Source organism: Pseudomonas sp. RIT-PI-r (assembly GCF_001297015.1).
In the GTDB taxonomy this organism is placed as follows: Bacteria; Pseudomonadota; Gammaproteobacteria; order Pseudomonadales; family Pseudomonadaceae; genus Aquipseudomonas.
Window position 1 is genome coordinate 52,108 of record NZ_LIGE01000005.1, and the last position, 23,366, is coordinate 75,473.

Annotated in this window: 9 protein-coding genes; all 9 read right to left on the bottom strand. The window is 62.3% G+C overall.

Annotated elements, in window-relative coordinates:
* Nucleotides 1–38: 38 nt before the first annotated feature.
* The gene (locus AK821_RS00930; RefSeq protein WP_064387717.1) at nt 39–12,536 is read right to left on the bottom strand and encodes a filamentous haemagglutinin family protein; all 12,498 of its coding nucleotides are present in this window, start codon (nt 12,534–12,536) and stop codon (nt 39–41) included.
* Between the two features lie 221 nt (nt 12,537–12,757).
* Nucleotides 12,758–13,864: a substrate-binding domain-containing protein gene (locus AK821_RS00935; protein ID WP_064387718.1), complete on the bottom strand. Its 1,107-nt coding sequence runs from the start codon at nt 13,862–13,864 to the stop codon at nt 12,758–12,760.
* A 94-nt stretch (nt 13,865–13,958) separates the two neighbouring features.
* Nucleotides 13,959–15,071 carry a substrate-binding domain-containing protein gene (locus tag AK821_RS00940; RefSeq protein ID WP_064387719.1) on the bottom strand — a complete coding sequence of 371 codons (1,113 nt, stop codon included), beginning with the start codon at nt 15,069–15,071 and terminating at the stop codon, nt 13,959–13,961.
* A 486-nt stretch (nt 15,072–15,557) separates the two neighbouring features.
* Nucleotides 15,558–16,769, bottom strand: coding sequence for a type II secretion system inner membrane protein GspF (gene gspF / locus AK821_RS00945; protein WP_064387720.1), 1,212 nt, complete (start codon nt 16,767–16,769; stop codon nt 15,558–15,560).
* The gene (gspE, locus tag AK821_RS00950) at nt 16,769–18,175 is read right to left on the bottom strand and encodes a type II secretion system ATPase GspE (RefSeq protein WP_064387721.1); all 1,407 of its coding nucleotides are present in this window, start codon (nt 18,173–18,175) and stop codon (nt 16,769–16,771) included. Before gspE ends, gspF begins: the two co-directional genes overlap by 1 nt.
* A gap of 151 nt (nt 18,176–18,326) precedes the next feature.
* Entirely contained in the window at nt 18,327–20,696 is a 2,370-nt protein-coding gene (gene gspD, locus AK821_RS00955; protein WP_064387722.1) for a type II secretion system secretin GspD, read from the bottom strand.
* Nucleotides 20,693–21,238 (bottom strand): type II secretion system protein GspM, encoded by a 546-nt coding sequence (gspM, locus tag AK821_RS00960; protein WP_064387723.1) that lies wholly within the window; start codon nt 21,236–21,238, stop codon nt 20,693–20,695. Before gspM ends, gspD begins: the two co-directional genes overlap by 4 nt.
* Complete coding sequence (gspL, locus tag AK821_RS00965) at nt 21,231–22,409, bottom strand: type II secretion system protein GspL (protein WP_064387724.1); 1,179 nt, start codon at nt 22,407–22,409, stop codon at nt 21,231–21,233. Before gspL ends, gspM begins: the two co-directional genes overlap by 8 nt.
* Nucleotides 22,406–23,365: a type II secretion system minor pseudopilin GspK gene (gene gspK, locus AK821_RS00970; RefSeq protein ID WP_064387725.1), complete on the bottom strand. Its 960-nt coding sequence runs from the start codon at nt 23,363–23,365 to the stop codon at nt 22,406–22,408. The genes gspL and gspK overlap by 4 nt, the downstream gene beginning before the upstream one ends.
* Nucleotide 23,366: the final 1 nt, after the last annotated feature.

The window sequence follows — 23,366 nt, forward strand, 5'->3', positions numbered from 1 at the left end:
GACCAACCGGCCGCCCAAACGTACTGCACGAGAGTCTTTTACAGCGTCAGTTGCCCGCGCTCCTCTTCGGTCAACTGCTGTTTTGCCTGTTCATCCAGCGCCCCGGCGCCCAACACCTGCACCGGGCTGTCCGGGTTGTAACCCGGCGCCGGCGCACGGCTGGCGCCATCGCGCGACGGCGCGAGTTGTTCGTTGCCGAAGCTCAGTACCTGCACGGTGAACACCGACGCCTGATTCTGTCGCGACGCCGCTTGCTGCTGACGCGCCACGTCTTCCGCCGCTTGGGTGGCCGAGGATGCAGCGGAACTGGCCGAGGTGATCGCGCCGGTATTCACTGCCGAGACCACCGGTACGCCGGTCGACTTGCCCTGCACCGAAATATTCGCGGCGTTGACCACCGTCAGCGCGGCGATGTTGACGTTGCCCGACACGCGAATCCCCGCCTCGCCGGCATCAATGGTGCCCAGCGGCGCGATCAGGTCGATGTCGCCCGGTTTCACTTCGGCAATCGGGTTGAGCGTAGCGATACCGGCGCCGGTGCTCGGCACCGACGGCGACAGTGTGACGTTGCCCCAGGTGTCGTAAACACGTTTCGGCGGGGTGTAGACCACCGTGGTTTTCGAGCCGCGACCGGCGTTGATGTCGCCCTCGGCGGACCAGCCGAGAATCGAGCCGCCGAAGGTGGTCATGATCCGGCTCTGGCCGAGCAAAATGCTGCCCTGCGAATAGAGCTGAATATTGCCCGAACCCTGAGTGATGATCCCCGCCGTCGAGGGTGGCGCCGCGCCTTCGATGCCGAATACCTGACCGCCACCCGGTGTGAGCATCTGGATGTCGCCGCCGAACAGGGTCTTGACCCCTGCCCCGCCGTACAGCGTGATATCGCCGTCGTAGCGAATCGGATTGCCGGCCACATCAGTGCTCGGGAACAGCGCCGCAATCGCGTTGCGACCGCGCAGATAACTGCCAGTGCGCGGGCCATCGACGTCGTTGTATTCCAGACCGCCGGCACGCAGTTCAGCGAAGTACACCTGGCGCGCGAAGATCGCCTGTTCGGCGCTCGGCATCGCGGCGTAGAACGCTTGCGCCTGTTCGGCATTACCGCTGAAGCCATAGCCGAGGGTCAGCCAGCTCTGCAACTCGTCCAGGTAGGTCTTGCCCACTTTGCCCGGCTGGCCGTTGAGAGAGGCCGGCGGACCAGCGAGGTTCTGCGGGTTCAGGTACCGCGCGATGACCCGTGAGTACTCCGGCCCTTGCGCGCCTGTGCCCGCCTGCAGCACCACACTGGCGCCAGGCCGCTGATCCCCGGCCACCAACGAACCCAGGCTGGTGATGCTGGCACGGTCTTCCATGAGGATGTTGCGCCCGGCATTAATGTCCAGCGTACCCGGGCCGGCAATATCGAAGCTGCTGTAAAGGATGTCGCGTCCGGCCGACACCCGCGATACATCTCGCGGGTCGTTATGAACGAACAGGTTGCCGGTCGAGGTGATGACTTCCCGACCCACGCCCATCTCATCGGGCCGCACGGCTGTCGGTTGGCCCAGGTTGGTCCCGGATGCCACGATGTCACGTCCGGCAACCATCCAGACCGGGCCTGCGGCTTCGTACCAAGTGCGTTTCGAGTTATCGAATCTCAACGTCTCACCACTGCGTATCCCCACCAGATCGCCGGTCAAGGCATAAAACCTTGCGGGTCCCTGCACGTCATTCAATCCGGAATAGCTGTTTGGACCAAAAGCGAACAACGGATAACGCGAATTGGCGTCAGGCTTAACACCGTCGCTGGCGTAGTTGCTGTTGAGGGGCTTCTGGACCCTACTGCTGGCGAAGGCTTGGAATGCCGGTTTGAAAGGCGTGGCAATGGCCAGTGGGCTAGCGCCGGATTGATTGATCGCATAGCCACCGGCATAGATGGAATCGCCGGCCAACAGTTCGAGTTGTCCGGCTGTCGAAGGTGCCAACAACAGTGAGTACGCGGTAGTCGGCGCTGCGTTGCCCTCGCCGTATGTTGCCGATGGACCGGCATAAATCGACCCCTGAGCCGCCACAGCCCGAAGAATCGACGGATAGACAAAGCGTCCATCGGTGGGCGAGGTATTGGCGCCGCTCACCGGGGTGAGATTGCTGTCGACCTCCGCCAATTGAGTACTCGGCGTGAGATTGCCACCGGCAGAAAACAGATCGATGGCGGTGTGATCGGTCCAGAGCGAGAAGCCGCTCAGGATGCCGCCGATACCCATATTGCCGCTGCTATCGAGCAGTGGCGAGGCATTGAACAGACGCACCCGACCGGGATCGGCCGCGCCGCCCAGCACCAGATCACCCCGGGTGTTGAGGCTCATGCCCGAGTCACCTGGAATCAGCACCAGACCACCGGACGCGTTGCTGGTGGTCGAGGTGAAAGGATCCAGCGGTCGGGTTTCACGGACATCATGCGACTGTGAAAGGGCACCGTATTGCAGATTGATGCCGCCCAGTGCCCCGCCCGTCAATTGCGCCGCCCCGCGTAAATTGATCAGCGTCCCTTGCAGATCGTGCCTCGGCGGCCGAGTCCCGTTATCCCCGGCCCGCGCTTGCAGCGATGGGTTGAGTGCGCCGCCGATGCGAATGTCCATATCGCCGCCGCCGGTCATCTGCACACTGCCATCGCTGGCTATACGACCCGTGCTACCCACGGCAACGATAAGCCCTTGGCTGCGCGGATAGTTGATGGCATCGCCCAACGGTTTGAGCATACCGGCGTCACCTCCGGCACGCAGGCTGATATTACCGCCGCCCAAGGTGCCGAAACCGGTGAAGCCGATCAGGTACGGTTCGGTATTGCCGTCGGCTGTCATCAACTGAGTGGCATAACTGCCGAAGTTGATCCACCAGGCGGTGGGTACATCCGGATTGCCTGTGCCTTGGCGCCACAGCCAGTTACCCACTGACGCGCTGGCAATCTGCTCACGGAAACCGCCACCCGACGAGAGCGCCTTCTTGCCTACTGAATCGGCGGAAACCGAGCCCCCGGCGTTGATCGTCAGGTTGCCACCCAACTGCGGATACCAGGCTTGATACAAGCTGTCCGCGCCACCGTTGACCCATTTCTCATAGTCAGCACCCGCCGTGCCCAGCACCGAATCGCTGTCCGAGAGATGCCCGCGTTTCTGGTTATAGAGCGGATCAACGTTGGCTGACTGAGTGCCTGCGGTATACACGCCGAACGGCGAGTCCATGCTCAGGTTGCCGGCGGCGATCAGGTCGAGATCGCCGGTACCGGTACGCAGGACGCTGAACATCTGGCTATGAGCTTTGGCGGTTGTGCCCGGATTATTGCCGATACACAGGTTCGGGTAGATGTCACAGAGGATCAGCGCCTCTTCAGGCACCGGCTCGTAATCCCCCCCCAACCCGCTGCCGGGCGCCCAGACCCAACGCGCCATCGGCTGACAAAGTCCCGGAATCAAATCGCACATGAACAACTGGTCATCGGGCACAGGGTTATACCCCGGCAGATCGTAGGGATTGCCTGGCGCCCAGACCATTGTTCCGGTACCCGTCGTCACGGTCACACCGTAATGAGCATCGGCCAGGCGCAGATTGCCATCGGTCAATACCGGCTTCACCGCACGACTGTCAGCGGCGCCAAGATCCGCCCCCGCCACCACGCGCATCGACCACGACGCACTGCCCGAAGGCAGCAGGCTCGCCAGCGCCCAATTCTTGCCTTGCTGGTCGCCGGTAAACGGACGCAGTTCGATCAGTGAAGTGCCGTCGGCCAGTTTCACGTCGGTCATCGACGGAATCAGCGAACCGCGCAGCAAGTCGAGCGATCCACTCAATTTCACCCCGGAAGTGCTGCTCAGATCGGCATCGTAAACCGCTGGCAACGGCACGCCTTTGGGCCAGTTCATGGCTTGCAGGTTCGTCGCTTTGTTCAAGCGAATGCCGGCACCCAAACGGCTGTTCGCCGGCACCGTCACACTGTCACTGAGCAACGTCCCCGCCGCGTACAGCAGGTTGCCACTGGCATCATGGATGGCCCCGGCCAACACGGTGCCGGCGCTAAAGGTATACGCCTCAGCCAATACTGCCTGAGTCGGCAGCAACGTGCCGCTGGCCAGCACCGCGCCCTGAATTGTCACGTCGTAATTGAGCGTGGCGCCGATCGGGAACTGTGTCCCCTCAGCCAGCGAAACACCGCTGCCCGGCACGATCAGATCACCGCCGAAGGGCTGCACACCGGCAATCAATTTCCAGCCGGCATCGTCCTGAGTTTCCGGCGGCGGCGCGAAACCGTCGTTGATGCTGCCGTAAATATCGAGGTTGCCACCCGCGCGGATCACCAGGTTGCCGGCCTCACCGGAACCGTACACCGCCGGGTTCAAGCGCGTGTGCGGATTGAGGCTGGCGTAGCGATAACCGGACAAGTCCAGATCGCCCTCCACCACCAGGTCGCCGTCGGCGGTTTTGCTGGCGATTTCCACGCCCGGACGCAAATGGAATGCATCGGCGTAGGCAGCGTTGTTCAGACCGGCGAGTTTGCGTTGCAGCAGATCGCTGTTGCCCAGCGCCGCATTGATGAAGGTGTTGCTGTCGCCATGGATGCTATCAAGCATGGCCTGATCGATCACTTGATACGGTCGGCCACTGACCGCTTGATCGACGCCATCGCGGGCATCGGTGTAGCGGCGTGTAGCGTTGAGGCCAATGGAGCGAGCGCCCTGAATGGTCAACGCACCGCTGGCGTCGATGGCGATGTCATTGCTGCCCAGACGCGGCGCGTTCAATTCCAGGGTGCCGCGCAGCATTCCGTCGTGTTGACCGGCGAGGAAACCGGGCAGCGCATCGGTGCCGTGACGCAGGTCGATGCGCGCGCCGGACGCCAGCGTGAGCACGCCCTCGCCGGAATTGAGCTCCACCGTGGCGCGGTTCGGCGCATCGATGATCTTGCCGTAGCTGTCGACGCGCAGGACTCGACCATGGGCGTCGAGCACGCTGTTGCCGGCCAGCGTCAGAGCGTTTTTCGCCGCCAGACGAATGTTGCCGACGCGCTCGCCACTGGCGTCGATCAGACCGGCCACCGTCAGGCTACCGTTGTCCACCGAGACATTGATGTCACCAGCCTTGAGGCCATCGCCGATCACAAGATTGCCTTGCTTGAGCTGCAAACTGCGGCTGCCGAACACCTGTCCGGCGTTCAGGCGTTGATTGAGCGCGGCAAACTGCGCCGTGGCATCCCCGCCGAGGTTTTGCGCGCGGATGTCCACGCTCCCGGCCTTGTAAGGCACCAGCGTGCCGCCGGCATCGTAATAACCGCTGCTGCCACCGAGGATTTCACCCTGCAAATCGACTGTCCCGGCAGCGTCGCCCAGCGCGGTGGCCGTGAGGTTGCCGGCCTGATGATTCTTCGCCGACAGATCAATCCGCGAGCCCGCCGCCTGCCGGATATTGCCGTTGGCGCTGTACAGCGACACGTCGCCGCCCCAGCTGTACTTGTTCACATCGTTGAACGGCAACGTACGCCCGGCCATGTCCAGCACCGCAGCATTGCCGAGGGTCAAATCGCCTTCGGACTTGACCGTCAGCTTGCCGCTGGCCAGGGCGATACGGCTATCGAGCACGATGTTGCGAGCCTCAAGGTTCAACTCGGCACCCAGCGCGTCCGCCCCCCCGGCAGCCCCGCCACCGCTGAGCGTCAGATTGTTGCCAGCCTTGAGCACACTGACCGACGCCGCTTCACCGGTAAGCAACGGCGTACGCAGATTCAGGTTGCCGCCGCTGTAGCGGTAACCCTTGACCGGGTCGTAAGTGCCCTGCTGCTGATACACCGCGAGGCTGCCCTTGTGGTTGGCGGTGATGCGGTCGCTGGCGGTCAGGTTGACGTTGGCAAAACCCAGCGCCAGACGATTGTTCTGATCCAGGCCGCTCGCTTGCGGCATCGAGTCGTAACCCAACTCGATACGTTGCGCCTGAATGTCCAGCGTGCCGCTGCCCGTACCGGCGCCAGCGGTGATCACGCCGCCAGGGCTTTGCGTGGCGCCGTTCCAGATCAAATTGGCGGTGCGGATGCTCGCCACATCGTTGGCATTGCCCAAGCCATAGATCGCCGGAGTGACCAGCACCAGGTTCTGCAATTTACTCTGGCCGGTCTGCGGATCGAGAGTGTCGAGGCTCACGTTGCCGTAGAAATTGAAAGCATCGCGAGTGGTCAGGCTCAGGGTTTCCAGCGCCGGTGCGCCGTACTGCGTATCGCCACGCAGCAGTCGATTGAGCACGTTCTGGTTGAGCATCAACCCCGCCGGTACGCGACTGCCTGCCGCTGCCAGTGCTTCGGCGCTGCCGGCGTTGACCGAGCCGACCGAAAGCGCCAGGTGGCGCGTGCCGAAACGCACCGCTTCGTCGAGTTCGAATTGATTATCCGTGGCGGCCGTCAGACTGCCGTCCGAATAAAGGATCGCCGGGTTGCTGCACACAGTCGTGGTGCAGACACCGATGCGGATGCTGCCACCGCCGGAAATGCCGCTGGCCGCTTTCGGCGCCAGAACATGAGTCCAGCCGTTGGAAGCCAGCAACAGGCTGGATTGGTCAGGCTGATAGAAATAGCCGGCCGTTGAGTCGTAGGCCACATCGCCGCGTCCCAGTGTATTGATCCCCGCCCCCGCCTCGACCGTGATGCCACCAAGGGTCGACGTGGTGCGCAAGAGCACTTCCGGCGCTGACAGGATCGCCCCTTCACGCAGAACAATGTCTTTGCTGGTGCCAAGGAATCCGATGATGTTGGCCGAGTTGCCGTACATGACATTCGGCATCGCTCCGATGCTCAGGCGTCCGGCGTTGAGGTTGTTGAGCGTGTCCGCGTAGACCGAGACGCCATCGAAGTCAGCGGTTGGCGCATGCCCTGCACCAAGGATTTCAAAGTTCGCGCCGGCATTGCCCCCGCGCAATACGGCGGTGCCGGTAAAGCCACCCTCGGCGGCCTTGAACAGCGCCTGCCCGTTGAACTGCAAAGCAATGTCTTGTTCGCCACCGGCGTTCAGACGCAAGTCCAGCGTCTTGCCGTCCATGGGCGCCAGCGCACGCGGCACGCCCCGTCGCGCGGCATCGCTGTAGATGAACTGGGTCAAGCTGGTTTCGTTGTATTGCGAGTAGCGGCGCAACACATCGGCAGACGTCAGGATCACCTGACTGGCGAGGCTGTCACGCAAAGCGGTATTGGCAATCGACATCTGCCCGCTGCTGGTCCAGGAACCGTTGCGCAGTTGTAGCGCAGGCGTCGTCCCGCTCGGCGTCGCCTGACCATTGACTTCCACTCGGAACGCCCCCGGCAACAGGGCAAAATTGGAGGGCAGCAAGGTGTAAGTACCGGCTGCCAGACCGGGCACGCCGGCGCCAAGGGTGATCTGCTGGCCGACCCGCGGATCTGCCGCAGCGGCCTCTGCCACCACCGGCGCATACACGCTCTGATTGCCCGGCACGATGGCGTACACCGGATTGCTCGCAAGCCCTGGCAAGCTGAAGGTGCCGTCAGCGGCATTGCGCACCAACGGATTGAGACGGGCATCGGTGGAGCCGCCGCGCCCTGAAACGAAACCGGCGCCGCGCAGGTCACCGCCACCGGACAGATCAAGAGTCGCACCGCCCTGTACATCGATGTATTGCGAGTTGACGACCACGCCATTGGTTTGGCCAGTGATGCCATTCAAGATGACCGACTTGTCGTTGTAGCGATAGTCGATGCCGTCGGTGGTGCCACCGTAAGGCATGACCAGCCCGGCGGCGCTGACCGACGTCATGCTGCCCGGCAACAGGCGCACCTCACGTGTGGCGGTCAGAACATCGTCACCCAGGGTAATCAGGCCCAACGGTGCACGGATCACCCCGCCCTGCTCGATGGTGCCTGCGGTCAGGCTCAAACTGCCGAATACCGAGTAAGGCACCGCCGCAGGTGCCGCGCCGCGACCGCTGATCCGCAGGGTGTGTTCGTTCGCCCGGTCGGCGCCCTGATAGCCGGCGCGGACGTCAGCCTGCACGCCCGTGGCGGGGGAGATTTGCGCCGCACCGGGATTCCAGTCTCCCGGGGTCCACAGGCGGGGTTTTTCGGCCCGGGCATTGGGCGCGAGGAAACGCAGGGCCCCGCTGCTGTCGCGCGACACCAGGCCGAATGCCCGGCGGCTGTATGCAACGGCAGGTCCTTGCTGTTGCAAGATCGCCCCCTGCGTACCGAACGACAGCCCGTTGCCGACATCCAGCAGGTTCGCCGAGGCATTGAACGTGGCCTGCGACAATCGGTTCGTGGGATTGAGGGTCAGCCGTGCCCGCGTCATGGTGGGCGCTTCAAAGTAAGTACCGACACCGGACAGGCGCAGGTACGGCGCGCGCAAATCGATACGTGCCGCATCAGTGGAATTTTCTGCCAGCGAGAGCGCCCCGGCATACAGATTGAGGCTCTGGTTCATGTGCAAATTGACGTCACCGTCAAACGACAGCAAGCCGTTGCTCAGCAGGCTCAGGTTGTCGAAACCGCCGGCCATCAACTCATCCGCACTCAGGCGCGTCTGGCCGTAGCGCAAACTATCGTCGCCATCGCCCGGCCGCAGGTTGGCGGACAGCCTCTGGTCCCCAGAGCCTTGGCCGATAATGATTTCCCTCGGCGCGCGCACCGCATTGCTTGCCGAATCCAAGTACAACGGGACCTCAAGCGCCAGCTCCAGACGCCCACCGGCAGCGCCGACACCTCCGGCCGCCGCACGCAAGCTGCCCTCCACGAACACGCCGTTGTAGGCACTCAGGCTGATGCGCCCGCCATCGGTTGCAACGCGGGTCGGCCCCTGACCGGCGATATCGACAACAGCTTCGGTGCCGGACGCATCGAGTCGAGCACCCTGACGCACGATGACATAGGCATCGGCCGCTGTGGCCGTCGCCAGTTTCGTGTCTATTTCGCCGCCGATGATGATGCTGCCGCCCTTGCCGACCTGACCGTAGGTGCGCCCCAAAACATCAATGGCCGTATTGGCGCGTCCGGCGACATCCAGTACGGCCTGCTCGCCGATCCAGATCGAACGGTTGTGCGCAGTCGAATCCGCCACTTGATTGGAGGTGCCCGGGTTGATCGCGCCAAACTGTTGCTGACGAATATCAATCGTCCCGCCCCAGGCATTCAGTTCACCTTCGACCGTGATCTGCCCCGCCCCGCGCAGCTTGATGCTCTGCCCCGGATCGACACTGATGCGCGAACCGTGGCCCAGGGTCAACGGGCTGTTGGCGGCATCGATCAAGCCGATCAGGCTGGCGCCGCCCTGCAGCGTCAGGCTGGCGCCGGCGCGTTGGGTCAGCAGGCCCTTGGTCGGGTTTTCCTGGAACAACGTCGGCGTCCACAACTCAAGCGCCGTTTGCGGATCGACACCACTGACCTGATTCGGCGCGGCATCACCAAACCGGAACACCGGCAGGGTGACGTCAATCGCGGTGCCTTCGGCAACATCCAGCCCGCTCAGGCCGATCAGGTTGTAGGCGGAAAAACCCTTGCTGAACAGATCACCGGACAGTTGCAGGGTGTTGTCGGCCAATGCCTGGTCGGTCTGGCCAACGAGGATCTTGTTGGCCTGCACCGTCAGCGTGCCGCCGCCCGTAACGCCGTAGCCACGCAATTCACCCGCAAGGTCGAGGTGGGTTTTACCAGGCGCCGAAATCGCACTGGATTCCAGCGTCAAGTCACCACCCTTGCCGCCACGGGTCTTGCCGTTGGCCAGCACAGCGCCGCCGGAGGAAACATCGAGCAGACTGCCCGCGCCGATATCGATATCGCCACTGCTGCGGACCGATACCAGGCCGCCATTCAAGTACGCGAGGTTCGCGCCATCGTCCGGGTTTGTGCGCAAGTTGCTCCACACGCCACGCGTATCGAGTCGCACACCGTCGGCCACGTTGACCTGCGTCGTCTTGTCGGCCTTGGCCGTGAGCCGAGTGTCGGCGGTATCGCTGGAGAGGAATTGATTGAGCACGTTGCCCAGGCGCAGGCTACCGCCACGCGCAGTCAGGTCAGCGCCGATCTGCACATCCGGGGCATACAGGGTGATGTCGCCACCGTTATCGACCGTCAGTGCGCCGTCGACGACGACCTGATCCTTAGCCGCCACTTTGAGCGCACCGAGGCGCACACCATTGAGTTGATCGTTATCGAGAAACAACTTGCCCTTGCGTGCATCGGACACCGCCCCGGCCAGGTCCAGATCACTGCCGGCAAGCGGACGTTCGCCGCCCATTTGCACCTGGTCCAGCGTCGGATTGAGCGTATACAACAAGCCACTCGCCGCAGCGACGTAGGTCGGCTCGTAACTGCCGACGATCAATTGCGCTCGCCGCGCCAGTGCTGTCTGACTTTGTTCATAGCCGTCGAGCACCGGTTTCGGCGCCTGATTCTGCCGTTCGCCCTGATACACCTCGCCGATCATTTGCCCGTCGAGTACCGCATTGGCAGTGGCGATCACCAGTTGCCCGGCGTCGCGGCCGACGGTGTAACCCGACTCGAACCGTGAGCGCGGCGCGATCAGCGGGTTGTAGAAATAGCTCGTCTGGCCCCAGCGTTCGCTGTTGTCCTCATAGACTTTGTACAAACCGGTGTAGAGCAGATCGCCCGGCGCGCGCGAGACTTCGTAAAGTTTGCCGTCGGCACCGCGCAGCCAGCTCTGACGAATCTCGCCGCTCTGCACATCCAGCGTGCCGCCAGACAGATTGATCAGCGACCCCTTCTCGGTGACCACGTCGTTACCGGCGAAACTCACCGTACCGCCCTGCGCCATCCACTCGCCGATGCTGTGGCCCTGGGTGCCGAGGTAGCCGCCCACTTCCAGCAAGCCACCCGCCGTGTACCAGCGATCCGTGGCATAGCCGTTGGTGCCGGCCGGCACGTAGACCAATTCGCGGACATCGACCCAGACGTCGTTGCTGTTGAGCGCGCCCTTCTCGCGGTTGATCGACGCGTCGCGCTGTTCGTTGCCCTGCACGTTGATCTTGATGTTGTTGTTTTCCATCGCGACCTTGACGCCAAGGGCGCCGGACACATCGATCATCGCGCCATCACGGACCAGACTGCGACGTTGCGCACTGACCGCGACCTGGCCGCCGGTGGCCAAGGTAATCGAGCCGTTCTGGAACTCGACGCTGCCGCCGCTCTGGATCTCGATGCGCGATTGATCGCCACGGATGCGGTTGTTGGCGTTGACGCCGGTCAGCGCGGCGTCACGTTGACTGTCGAGCGCCGTGAGGTCGCTGCTGTCGAGCATGATTGCCGTGGCGCTGCCCTGCCCCAGCGTGACGCTGCCGGTGCTGTCAGTGCTCGGGTTGAGCAAATGAATCGTGCCGCGCGTGGACACCGAAGTGCTGGCGAGCAAAACACCGTTCTGCACCACTTCATGACCGGCCAGGGTGATGTCGCCGGTGGCGGACTGAATCAGCCCGTTGTTGGTGACTTTGCCGGCAACGGCCCCGGCCTTGAAGCCCGGCGTGACCTCACTGCCAAACGTCGTCGAAAAGGTATTACCCTCAGTGCCCGAGCCTTTGCGAATGTAAAAGCGATCACCAGCAGCCAGCACCGTCTGCCCTTTGGCGGTACTGATGCTGCCGTCGTTCTGCACTTCGTTGCCCAGCAGTAACGCATAGCCACCGGCATCGGTGGACACCGCCGGTTTGTGCGTCTCGATGGACGCGCCGCGCTCCACCAACACCTTGCCAGCCGCGTCGGTGAACGTCGGCTGAGTGCCGGTGCTGTCGAAATACAGCCCACGGTCGCGGAACTGGATATCGGTGATATTGGCCGCCGCCGCCACCAGGTTGCGCACGTTGACCTGGCTGCTGCCGCTGAAAACGATGCCGTTGCGGTTGACCAGCATCACCGTGCCGGCGCCCTTGATCTGCCCCTGAATCTGACTGGCGCGCGCACTCGGGTCGTTGACCCGGTTGAGCACGGCCCAGTTCGCTTGTTGAGCGAATTCGACCGTGGTGTTGCGCCCGACGTTGAAGGTTTCCCAGTTGAGGATCGCCTTGTCGGCGGTCTGCTCGATCTTCACGGTGGTCTTGCCGTCAGCCTGAGTCTGCTGTGGGCCCTTGGCGTTCTGCCAACCCTGAGCCAGGCTGTTATCGACTTTCAAACCGCCCTCACCCAGACCGTCCGGCACAAACTGCACCGTGCCCAAGGCGGCAGCACGCCCGGCCGCCTGCGCCGCTTGTTGCGCGGCAATCGCGGCAACGGTGTTGTTCAACGTCTGGATCGAACGCTGCAACTGCTGATTGGCCTTTTGCTGTTGAGCCAGCGGCGGTGTCATCCCCGGCAAGCCGCCCATGCTCGGACGCGCCGCCGCGGCTTGCTGCGCTGCGCCCTTGGCAGCAAACCAGCTCGAACTGAACGCCGTCTGCGCCTGCGCACTGCCCGCCACCAGACACAACGCCACGGCGTGCGCCAACGGCTTGAGCAGCCACAGCGTCGGCTCCACAGCTTCACGCCTGGAGGACAGAACACGGGTACGACGACGGGATGGGCGAGCGAGCATCACTACGAGATCCTTTTTTGATTGCCACACTTGGGTGGCCAAAGCTGCCGCAGGCCTGCAAAAACCTGCTGTTACGACATAGGCCGTTGGCGAGGGCCGCGACCGAACGGATGTCACACAAACTTCATGTTAGGGGAGTAATTGCGAGCACGATGGCTGAGTGCCAGAACCGAAAATGGCAGTGGCGAACGCAGCTGCCATTGGCTCAACGAAGGCGTATTTCAAAGAGGTCGACCGATACCGTTACAAATGGACGGGTTGTTGATATCGAGGTTTTCGCCCGAAGTATTCGTAACAAAGTTGGCGATCACCGCCTCTCTCATTTTGTCCGCCATACCCACGAAACCATGAGCACGGTTGGAAGGCACATTTCCCGGGTAGCTGTAGTGCTTGCTGAGAAAACTCTTGATCTCGCTGGCAACCGCGGCATCCTTGTAACACTGAGAGAAAATCAGGTTGGACGTCGCAGAAATCGAGTAACCGCTGCTGGGTTTGGCAATCACTTGCCCCCAGGCTGACGGTTCAACAACTCTGGTTGGCGGATGCAAAACAGGCACCAGTGCCAAAGTCGAATCAGCGAGTGTGGGCAGAACGCCGTTGATCCGAGCGACTACGGCATTGTTCTTCACATCCAGACCATCCGGCCCCAGATAGCCGATGGAACCATCAACACTGTTGACCATCGCATTGACATCGCCATCCGCGCCGACACTTACCCAGTTTGAAGGTATCGAGGAACCCGCATTGATGCGCGCACTGGTGAAAATAGCGTTGGTCGAAAACCGGATCGGGCAGACCGCGTTCAAATGACGACTGAGTACTTCAGTGCCGCCACTCGAATAGCTGGGGTAAACAAGCCGGATTGGAGTGCTGTCACTCGTGCCCAGAAGCGCTCCCCAAGTGGTAGCAGCGCCGGACATCGCGTCGCACAGTTGCGCCGAGGTCAGATTCAGAGCGGTTTGACCTGCCTTTTTATAAACAATGACCACCGGGGTAACCACCGACGGAATCTGTATCAAAGGCCCATAGGCAGAAGCGAGGGAAGCGTTGTAAGTTGCAATTTCAGTAGCGGTGAGAATCGACTCGCTCGCCGCAAAATGTACCGTCCCGGTCGTCCCGAATTGTGCCGCGTTGTTGGTTAGAAATGCAGATTTACCAATACCGCTTCCCGTCGCTGCATAGCTGAAACTGGCAGGAAAAATACTGTCAGATGCCCCTTTGTAAAGCTTGGCCGGGATGGTTGCGCCGCCCCCGGTAACGGCCCCTGCCGAACTCGACACCAGTGCTACGCCTGATAACACCGCGACCATCATTCGCTGCTTCAACATACTCCACCTCCTTATCAAGTGCCCTCCGCACGAGGGCAAAAAAAATGGCAGCCCCGCGGGGCTGCCATTCATACCGCTGACTGAACCAACCGACTTACAAAGGACGACCGATGGTGTTGCACACGGTGGTGTTGTTGATGTCCAGGTTGTTGCCCGACGTGTTGGTGATGAAGTTGGCGGTTACAGCGTTTTTCCACGAATCAGGCACGGCGACGAACTTGTGCGCCTGAGTCGCCGTGTTGTTGCCCGGGATGCTGTAGTGAGTGGTCAGGAAGGCCTTCACGGAAGCGGCCACGGCTGCGTCCTTGTAGCACTGACCGAAGATGAAGTTGGTGTAGGCAGCGAGTTTGTAACCCAATGCCGGGTTAGCCACCACTGGCGACCAGTTGGCAGGGTTGGCAGCCTGGGCTGGAGTCGAAGGAGCCGACACCGAAGACAGTGCCAGAGTCACGTTCAGCGAAGTAGGCTGAACACCGTTGACGCGAGCCACAACAGCGTTGCTGGTAGCGTCAACACCGTCCGGACCGACATAACCGATCGAACCGTCAACCGCGTTCACGGTAGTGGCGACGTCGGAAGTGTTAGCGACGCCGACCCAGTTCGACGGCAGTGCCGAACCGGCTGGCAGACGAGCATTGGTGAAGGTGGAGTTGGTGGCGAACTGGGTCGGGCAGACCGAGTTCAAGTGACGGCTGAGGATTTCCGAAGTACCGCTGGAAACGTTGCGATAAACCACGCGGATCGGGGTGGTGTCAGCCGTGCCCAGCAGAGCGCCCCAAGTGGTTTTAGCGCCGGAGAAAGCATCGCACAGCTGAGCGCTGGTCAGGTTCAGAGCAGTCTGGCCGGCCTTTTTGTACGGGATGGCAACCGAAGTGGCCACCGAAGGCAGTTGGATCAGCGGGCCGTACGAAGCACCGAATTCGGTGGTGTAGGTGCTGAGTTCCGAAGCGCTGAGGATCGAGTCGCTACCGGCGAAGTGCACGGTGCCGGTGGTGCCGAAGCCAGCAGGGTTGTTCTTCAGGAAAGCAGTCTTGCCACCGCCGCTACCGATGGCGGCGTAGGAGAAGTTGGCTGGCAGGATGCTGTCGGCAGAACCTTTGTACAGAGCGGCAGGCAGCGTTGCACCACCACCGGTAACGGCCATGGCTTGCGCGGAAGCCAGAGCGGCGACGGTCAGGGAGGCGGCGATCAGAGTGCGCTTGAACATGAAGAATCTCCTTTTCAACTGGTTTGTGAACACAGGTTTTCGGGGTTGCTTGCATGACGCTGGGAAGACTCACCGGGCCCTCGCTGGCGTTGGCCGTGGTGAAGTCGCACTGAGAAATTCGCAGGTTCCGGTGACAGATAAAGGAAAAAACCTCGGGAGCTGTGAGGCGTTTCCGAAGGGATTTTCTCGGGTGTTTGTTGGGGCCGGCGAAGGGTCTGGATCAGGGGTTTGGCGGAATCGGGCTGGAGCCGTTGGCGGGTGGTTGCAGATGACAGAAAGGAGAACCCGAGGATGGGGGAATCGAGGGTCGGGTGATACCGCAGTCCTGGGAAAAAATCTGGATTATTTATTGCCCCGACTGGCCCCATCGCTGGCAAGCCAGCTCCCACAGGTTTTCTGTTGTGACACAGATCGCATCAACAACTCCGCCCCCTGTGGGAGCTGGCTTGCCAGCGATGAGGCCAGGTCAGACACCATCAAAACCGGCTACTGGACCAGTTGATTGATCTCAATAATCGGCAACAACACCGCCATCACAATCACCAGCACCACCCCGCCCATCACCACAATCATCAGCGGCTCAAGCAGCGCGGTCATGCCCATCGCCCGCCGTTCGATATCGCGGGACAGGGTTTGCGCCGCCCGCTCGAGCATCGGTGGCAATGACCCGGTTTTCTCGCCGCTGGCAATCAGGTGAATCAGCACCGGCGGAAACACATTCTCCACCCGCAACGCCGCCGCCAGGTTCACACCCTCACGCACCTTGGCCGTGGCCTCAGTGACGCTCAAACTCAGGCGATCATTGGACAACGTCTGCCGCGCCGCCTCCAGCGCACGCAACAACGGCACCCCGGCGCCGCCGAGAATCGCCAACGTCGAGGCAAAACGCGCGGTGTTCAGACCGAGGATGAAGCGCCCGAACAGCGGCAATTTCAGCACACGATGATGCCAACTCAAACGTGCCGCCGGATTGCGCAGATACAGGCGCCAGCTCCAGAACGCGCCTGCGATGATCGCCGCACACAACCAGCCCCACGCCCTTATGAAATCACTGGCGTTGAGCATCGCCAACGTCAGCCCCGGCAAGTCCTGCCGCGCCTGAGAAAACGCGCTGACCACCTGCGGTACCACATAACTGAGCAAGAAAATCACGATGCCGATCGACACCAGTCCAACCACGCCCGGATAGATGAACGCGGTGAGAATCTTGCCGCGCAGGTTGTTGCGCTCCTCGATGTAGTCGGCCAGCCGTTCCATGACCTGCGCCAGATCACCCGATTCCTCGCCCGCCGCAATCAATGCGCGATAAATCTCGGGAAAATCCCGTGGCCGCGCCGCCAGCGATTCCGCCAGACGCATGCCACTGCGCACATCCGCACGCACGGCACTGAGCGTATGGGCGATGTGCTTTTTTTCGGCCTGCTCCACCGTGGCGCTCAGCGCGGCTTCCAGTGGCAGACTGGCGCCGAGCAAACTCGCCAGTTGCCGCGTGGCCCAAGCCAAGTCGTTGTCTGAAAGCTTGGCGCTGAACAGTCCACCGCCGCCGTGACTGGCGACGTTGCTTTCTTTGCTTACCGACAGCGCAGTCAATCCGCGCCCACGCAAAACACTGAACGCAGCGCCTTGGCTGTCCGCCTCAAGGTGCCCGGATTCAATCTTGCCGGTGGCATCGGCGGCTTCAAAACGATAGCGATTCATCAGGCGTCCCGTGTCACACGGAGGATTTCTTCAGGGGCGGTGGCGCCGCTGCGAATCCAGCGCTCACCGTCCTCACGCAGGCTGAACATCCCGGCCTTGGCGGCGGATGCGCGCAAGGCCTGCTCCCCTGCCCCTTGGTGGATCAGGGTGCGGATGTCATCATCGATGCAGAACAATTCGTGAATGCCGGTGCGGCCGCTGTAACCGGTTTGATTACACGCAGCACAACCGACCGGGCGCCAAGTGCCCGGTGCCGTTGGGTCTTCTTGCTTGCAGTGATTGCACAGGCGCCGCACCAAGCGCTGCGCCAAAACGCCGAGCATTGAAGACGCCAACAGAAACGGTTCGACGCCCATGTCGATCAAGCGGTTGACCGCCGACACCGCGTCGTTGGTGTGCAAGGTTGCCAGCACCAGGTGACCGGTCAACGAAGCCTGCACGGCGATTTGCGCGGTTTCCAGATCGCGGATTTCGCCGATCATGATGATGTCCGGGTCCTGGCGCAGGATCGCTCGCAGCGCCAAGGCAAAAGTCATGTCGATCTTGGCATTCACCTGAATCTGGCTGATCCCCGGCAAGTCGTATTCCACCGGATCCTCGACGGTGAGGATGTTGCTAGTGCTCGCATCGAGTCGCGCCAGTGCGGCGTAAAGGCTGGTGGTCTTGCCGCTGCCGGTGGGGCCGGTGACCAGCACAATGCCGTGGGGCTGGCGAATCAGGTGATCAAGTTTGGCCAACACCTGCGCGTCCATGCCCAGCGTTTCCAGATGCAGACGCCCGGCCTGTTTGTCGAGCAGACGCATCACCACCCTTTCGCCATGCCCGGTCGGCACGGTGGAAACACGAATATCGATCGGCCGCCCGGCCACGCGCAAGGCGATGCGACCGTCCTGCGGCAGGCGTTTTTCGGCGATGTCGAGTTGCGCCATGATCTTGATCCGCGACACCAGCGCACCGTGCAACGCCTTGCGCGGTGAGACCACGTCACGCAGGGTGCCGTCGACCCGATAGCGCACCACCGAATGGGTTTCGAACGGTTCGATGTGGATGTCGCTGGCTTCATCGCGCGCGGCTTGGGTCAGCAGTGCGTTGATCATGCGGATTACCGGCGCGCCGTCCTGGGTGTCGAGCAGGTCGGTGATTTCCGGCATGTCCTGCATCAGGCGGTCGAGGTCGACTTCGTTTTCTGCCGCGCCGACCACCGCCGCTGCGCTGCCTGTATCCGCATAGGCACTGGCAAGCAAGCCATCAAGCTCATCATCGCGCACCCGCTGAATCGTGGCCGCGCCAAACTGCCGTCGTGCTTCGCTGATCGACCAGCCCGGCGTCGACGGGCACACCGTCAGCACGCCATCGCACAAAAGAATGCGCTGCGCCTTGGCCCAGGCGTAAGGCAACACACTCATCTCAAACCCTCCCCAATCCCTGTAGGAGCTGCCGAAGGCTGCGATCTTTTGATTTTTGGCCGTTTGGGTCCGTCGAAGAGCAGGATCAACAGATCGCAGCCTTCGGCAGCTCCTACAGGTCCGTTTTCCAAATCAAAGGGTGATGGGGGAGTCATTGGATGGGCACCGCTTTGATGGTTGCGCGTGGGCCGGAGCTCGGTAACACCGCAGGCACACCCTGCGCCGCCGTCGGCAACTGCGGCGCCTGCATGTCCGGCATCGCCCAGCTGCGCTCAGGCTGCAAACCGCCCTGGGCGCGGCGCATGAAGTCGTAACGGTTGAGGGTGATGCTGCGCCCCGCTTCGCTGTCGCGAATGATGTACGGACGCAGAAACACCATCAGATTGGTCTTGGTGATCGCCCGGCGTTCATTGCGAAACAGCGCGCCGATTCCCGGCAGACTGCCCAGCCAAGGCACCGCGTCATTGCTCTGGCTGTAGCCGTCCTGCAGCAACCCGCCGAGCACCATGATCTGGCCGTCGTCGAGCAAAATACTGGTGTCGATTGCACGTTTGTTGGTGACGATGCCCGCCGAATTGGCACTGGCCGAAGCCCGCTCATCAATGCTGCTGACTTCCTGATAGATATCGAGCTTCACCGTACCGCCCTCGGAAATCTGCGGGCGCACATTGAGCTTCAAACCGACCTCTTCACGGGTCACGGTCTGGAACGGGTTATTGCTGGTGCCGCCACCGCCAGTCACATAACTGCCGCTGACAAACGGAATGGTCTGGCCGACAAAAATACTCGCCGCTTCGTTATCGAGGGTCAGCAGGTTTGGCGTCGACAACACGTTGGTGCCGCCCTTGCTCTTCAACGCCCGGGCCAGCACTTTGAGGTCAAGAATCTTGCCGATCCCGGGAATGTCCACGGTGCCGTTGACGTAGCCGAGGTTCAAGCCTTGCGGCAGCACATCGATGCTGGTCTTGCCGTTGACGTTGATCCCCGAACCACCCAGATTCGCGCCGCCGATCACGCCGTTGCCACCGAGATTGCCGGTCTGCCATTGCACGCCGAACTCACTGGCATCGTCCTCGCCGACTTCGACGATCAGGCTTTCGATGACCACTTGTGCGCGGCGTTGGTCGAGCAGATCGATGACTTCGCGCAGGTTGCGATACACCGGCTCCGGCGCGGAAATCAGCAAGGTGTTGGTGGTGGCGTCAGCCTGAATGGTCACCCCGCCAGCACTGAAGGCGACGTTCTGCTCGCTGCTTTGCGCACCGCCACTGCCAGTTGCGCTGCCACTGCTGCCCTGAGCGTAACTGCCGCCCGTGCTGCCGCTGCTGTTGGTCGATGTTGTGCCGCTGGTTTGCGTACCGCTCTGGCCGTTCTGCCCAGCGCTGCCGCCAGTACTTGCACCCATCGCACTGAGCACCGAACGCGCACTGTCGCTGGTGCCGCTATCGCTCTCGCCAGTGAGCAGCCCACGCAACGCCTGCGCCAGTTTCGCCGCTTGCGCGTTACGCAGATAAACCACGTGCAGATTGCTCGGATTGCTCTGCGCGTTATCCAGTTTGTAGATCAGATTGCGCGCCAGTTCCGTACGCTCCGGGCTGCCAGAACGAATGATGATGGTGTTGGAACGCGGATCACCGATCACCGCTATTTTCTGCGTCGGATCATTGCCTGGCGCATCCAGCAGCTCGGCGACCATCGGCGCGATGTCGGCAGCGATGCCGTTCTGGATCTGCACCACATCGGTATCGATCGCACTGGGCGAATCGATGCTGGCAATCAACTGCGCCACACGGTTGAGGTTATCGGCGTAATCGGTGACGACAATGGTGTTGTTGCCCGGATACGCGTTGATCGGGTTGTTCGGCGACACGATCGGCCGCAGCACCGGAATCAGGTTCACCGCGTTCTCGTATTGCAGCCGAAACGTGCGCGTGAGCATGCCGTTGCCCGCAGGCTGGTCGGCGCTGTAAACCGGCCCGCCAAGCAATTTGGCATCAGCTTCCGGCACCACATGCGCCACGCCGCCGACATCGACCACGCTGAACCCCTGCATGCGCAACGACGCCAGCAGCATGTCGTACGCCTGCTTCGCCGGGACCTGACCTTCCGAGACCAACGTCAGAGTGCCCTTGACCCGTGGATCGACCAGAAACTGCCGGCCGCTGGAACGCGACAATGAACGCACCACCGCTTGAATATCGGCATCGACGAAATTCAGCGTCACCGGTTGATCGCCCAGGGGATTGCCCAGCGCCGCGCTGCTCGGTGCAACGGCGCCCGTACGTGCGCCTTTGCTGATGTTGTGCAGTTGCTTGGGCGCTGGTCGCGCCTGCGCTTGCGCCCGTTCGCGATCGGCCACCGCATCGCCGCTGCGCTGGGTATTGGCCAATGGCCGACCGAGTTCACTGTCGACCAGCAGCGGCGGTTGGGTTTGTGGCGCATTGGTGTTGCTGCCCGCGCTCCACGCCCTCAGCCGCTTCGGGAACGCCCGGCGTGCCGGTTTGGGTCCTGACCCCTTCATGAAGCTTCCTTAGCGCCCCGCGCCTGATCCATGCGACCGGTGCCTGACAAAGTGCCGGCGGTGACTTCGGTCGAGGGGTTGTCCGCGCGTTGCAAACGGGCCTCGACCACTTGCAGAGAAAGTTGTGCCGGGTTGCTCAACAGCCAGTCGAGCACGGCGTCGGCGGGCGCCCCGTCGGAGGGCAACTGCCAGGCGCCCTGTGCCTCCTGTAGTTGGTAATGTCCCGCCAAACCACTGGCCTGCAGGGTTTGCTCCAGCGACTGCGCCACGCTTTGCCCGTCCGGGCGCACGCTGACTTCGCGCAACAGCACTTCCAGCGCTTCGGTCTGCGCGCGCAGCTTTGGCGTTTCGGTTTGCCAATAGGCGATTTTCTTCAGCGGCGGCTGGATCAGCGCAACCCACAGCAGCAGGCCGATCAGCGCAATGGCCATGCCGGCAACCATGCGTTTTTCACGCAACGCCAACGGCTGCCAACGCGCCTGCACCTGAGCGTTGAAGCGTTGCCACTTGGCGCGATAGAGCGCGAGCGAGGCCTTATTCATCTTCTTCCGCTCCGCCGCTGTCATCGCTGTCGCTCGGGGTGGCTTCAGTAGCCGGACGCAAGGTCCAGCCCTCGTCATCGGCGGTGATACTGATACCGGCCTGAGCCAAGGTGCTTTGCCACTCCTGATCATTGCCGCCGCGACGGGCTTCACTCAGCAGACTCAACTGCAACGCGCCGTCGACAAACGTCAGCCGCTCGACACTGCCGGCCATCGACGGCATGCCGCTGCCGGCCTGCAACACCAGACGACTGAACGTCTGCGCCGGATCATCCGCCGCGCCCTTCTGCCGCGCCGCCAATTGCTGACGCGCCTGCTGCACCGGATTGAGGATTACCGGCAACTCAGGGAAGGCCTGTTTTACCCGCAGATTCATTTGGGTTTTCAACCGCTGACCCTGCCCGGCCTCGCGAGCGGCATACAGGTTCAAACCAATCACCCAAACGGCCACGGCCAACGCTGACAGGGCGATCGCCCTGCCCCAGCCGCGATGCTCGGTTTGTTGCTGTTGGACTGCACCATGCAGCCCCCAACCCGGTAGCGGCCCGGTCCAGCGCTGCGCATCGGTCATCGGCAATTCGGCACCCGGCGGCGGTTGCTCACCGATCCAGTGCAAAGTGATGCCCGGTTCCCACACCACACCGTCGAGGCTGTCATCAAACAACGGCTGCACCCGCGCCGCTTGCACGCTATCGCGCAACAACAGATGCCCGTCCTGCACGCAAGCAACGGTGCCCGGCAACACCGGCAAACTAAACGGCGCCGGGTAGAGACCGCGCAGGTTCAGCCCAGCACTTTTCAGCAACTGAGCAAAACCCAACAAGCGCTGCCGAGGCACCCAAGCGATCTGCACCTGCCCGGCCTCGTCCCGCGCGCTGTGCGCGATGTGCATCTCGCTGCTGTCGCCGAGCATCAACGCCTGCGCCGCACACTGCACCGCTGCAACGATCTTGTTGGCCGGCAACGGCGGTAAATCGAGACTCGCCAACAGGCTGTCAGCCGGGTGCAGAAAACACACCAGCGGCGGCAGTTTCGACTGCTGGCTCAACTGGCTCAGACTGTGGCGTTCTTCCCGCGTGACCTGGCCCTGACGATCCAGCCACGCGCAGTGCAATTCACTGTGCAGATCCAGCTCCGCCAAGGGCGGCAACGCCACTTTCAACTGGCTCATACGCCCACCCGCGACCAAATCACCTGCGGCAAGCGGTCCTGGCTGCGATGCAGCAACGCCTCAAGACTGACCCGCCGCTGATCGCGCCGCGCCTCACCGCGCAGGCGAAACCAGTCACTGGTGATGCCGACCTTGACGCTGGTCAGCTCCAGTTGCGGCATGCGCAAGCGGTTAACAAAATCGCCACGGTTGATAAACCAGCGTCCGGCATCACGCTCGGCGATCAGTGCATTGGCGCGCTCCAGCGACAGCCCCGGCACATACGCGGCCAACACCGGCGCGGTTGCAGTATTGCCGTTGAGCCAAGTGGTCGCGGGGATCACCGTCAGATACGGCGCCAGCCTGCCCATCACCGCCTCATTCACGCCGTCGACACTGCGCAAATCCTCAAGGCTGCGCAGCATCGGCATTGTCGGATTCTGCGGTTTGCGCGAGGCATTGGGCGAGGTCGCACGGCCGCTGTCGAAACCACTTTTCGGCGCCTCGGCCATCTGCGGATTCAGCAGTCGCGGGTACGAGGCAATCACCCGCTGACTGATGCGCTGACTCAACCCGGCACTGACCCCGATCAACTCGCACAAGCGCTGAAACGCCGCCACCTGCGCCTCATCCACCCGCTCGTTGGCCACCAGATTGCGCAGGTTGAACTTGCCCTGCTCATCCTCCAGTCGCCCTTCAAAACCTTGCGCGGAGAGACGCTGCGCCCACGGCTGATCGAGCCGGGTCAACGGATCGCGCTGACGTGCATCCCACAACAACTGACGGCTGATCTCCAACCCGCCCAGCACCAGCCAACGCCCCTGCACACGCTGCTGATCCGCCTCCAGCGCACGGGTCGACACGCTCTGGCGCGTCAACATGCCCGCCGCAATCACCGCCACCACGGCCGCAATCAACAACGCGCTGATAATCGCCATGCCCTGTTGCTTCGCCCCCTCAGGCGAGCGGCTGTTCATG

Coding starts and splice junctions, on each gene's coding strand:
- AK821_RS00930 (WP_064387717.1), bottom strand. CDS start 12,536: ATGCTCGCTCGCCCATCCCGTCGTCGTACCCGTGTTCTGTCCTCCAGG.
- AK821_RS00935 (WP_064387718.1), bottom strand. CDS start 13,864: ATGTTGAAGCAGCGAATGATGGTCGCGGTGTTATCAGGCGTAGCACTG.
- AK821_RS00940 (WP_064387719.1), bottom strand. CDS start 15,071: ATGTTCAAGCGCACTCTGATCGCCGCCTCCCTGACCGTCGCCGCTCTG.
- gspF (WP_064387720.1), bottom strand. CDS start 16,769: ATGAATCGCTATCGTTTTGAAGCCGCCGATGCCACCGGCAAGATTGAA.
- gspE (WP_064387721.1), bottom strand. CDS start 18,175: ATGAGTGTGTTGCCTTACGCCTGGGCCAAGGCGCAGCGCATTCTTTTG.
- gspD (WP_064387722.1), bottom strand. CDS start 20,696: ATGAAGGGGTCAGGACCCAAACCGGCACGCCGGGCGTTCCCGAAGCGG.
- gspM (WP_064387723.1), bottom strand. CDS start 21,238: ATGAATAAGGCCTCGCTCGCGCTCTATCGCGCCAAGTGGCAACGCTTC.
- gspL (WP_064387724.1), bottom strand. CDS start 22,409: ATGAGCCAGTTGAAAGTGGCGTTGCCGCCCTTGGCGGAGCTGGATCTG.
- gspK (WP_064387725.1), bottom strand. CDS start 23,365: ATGAACAGCCGCTCGCCTGAGGGGGCGAAGCAACAGGGCATGGCGATT.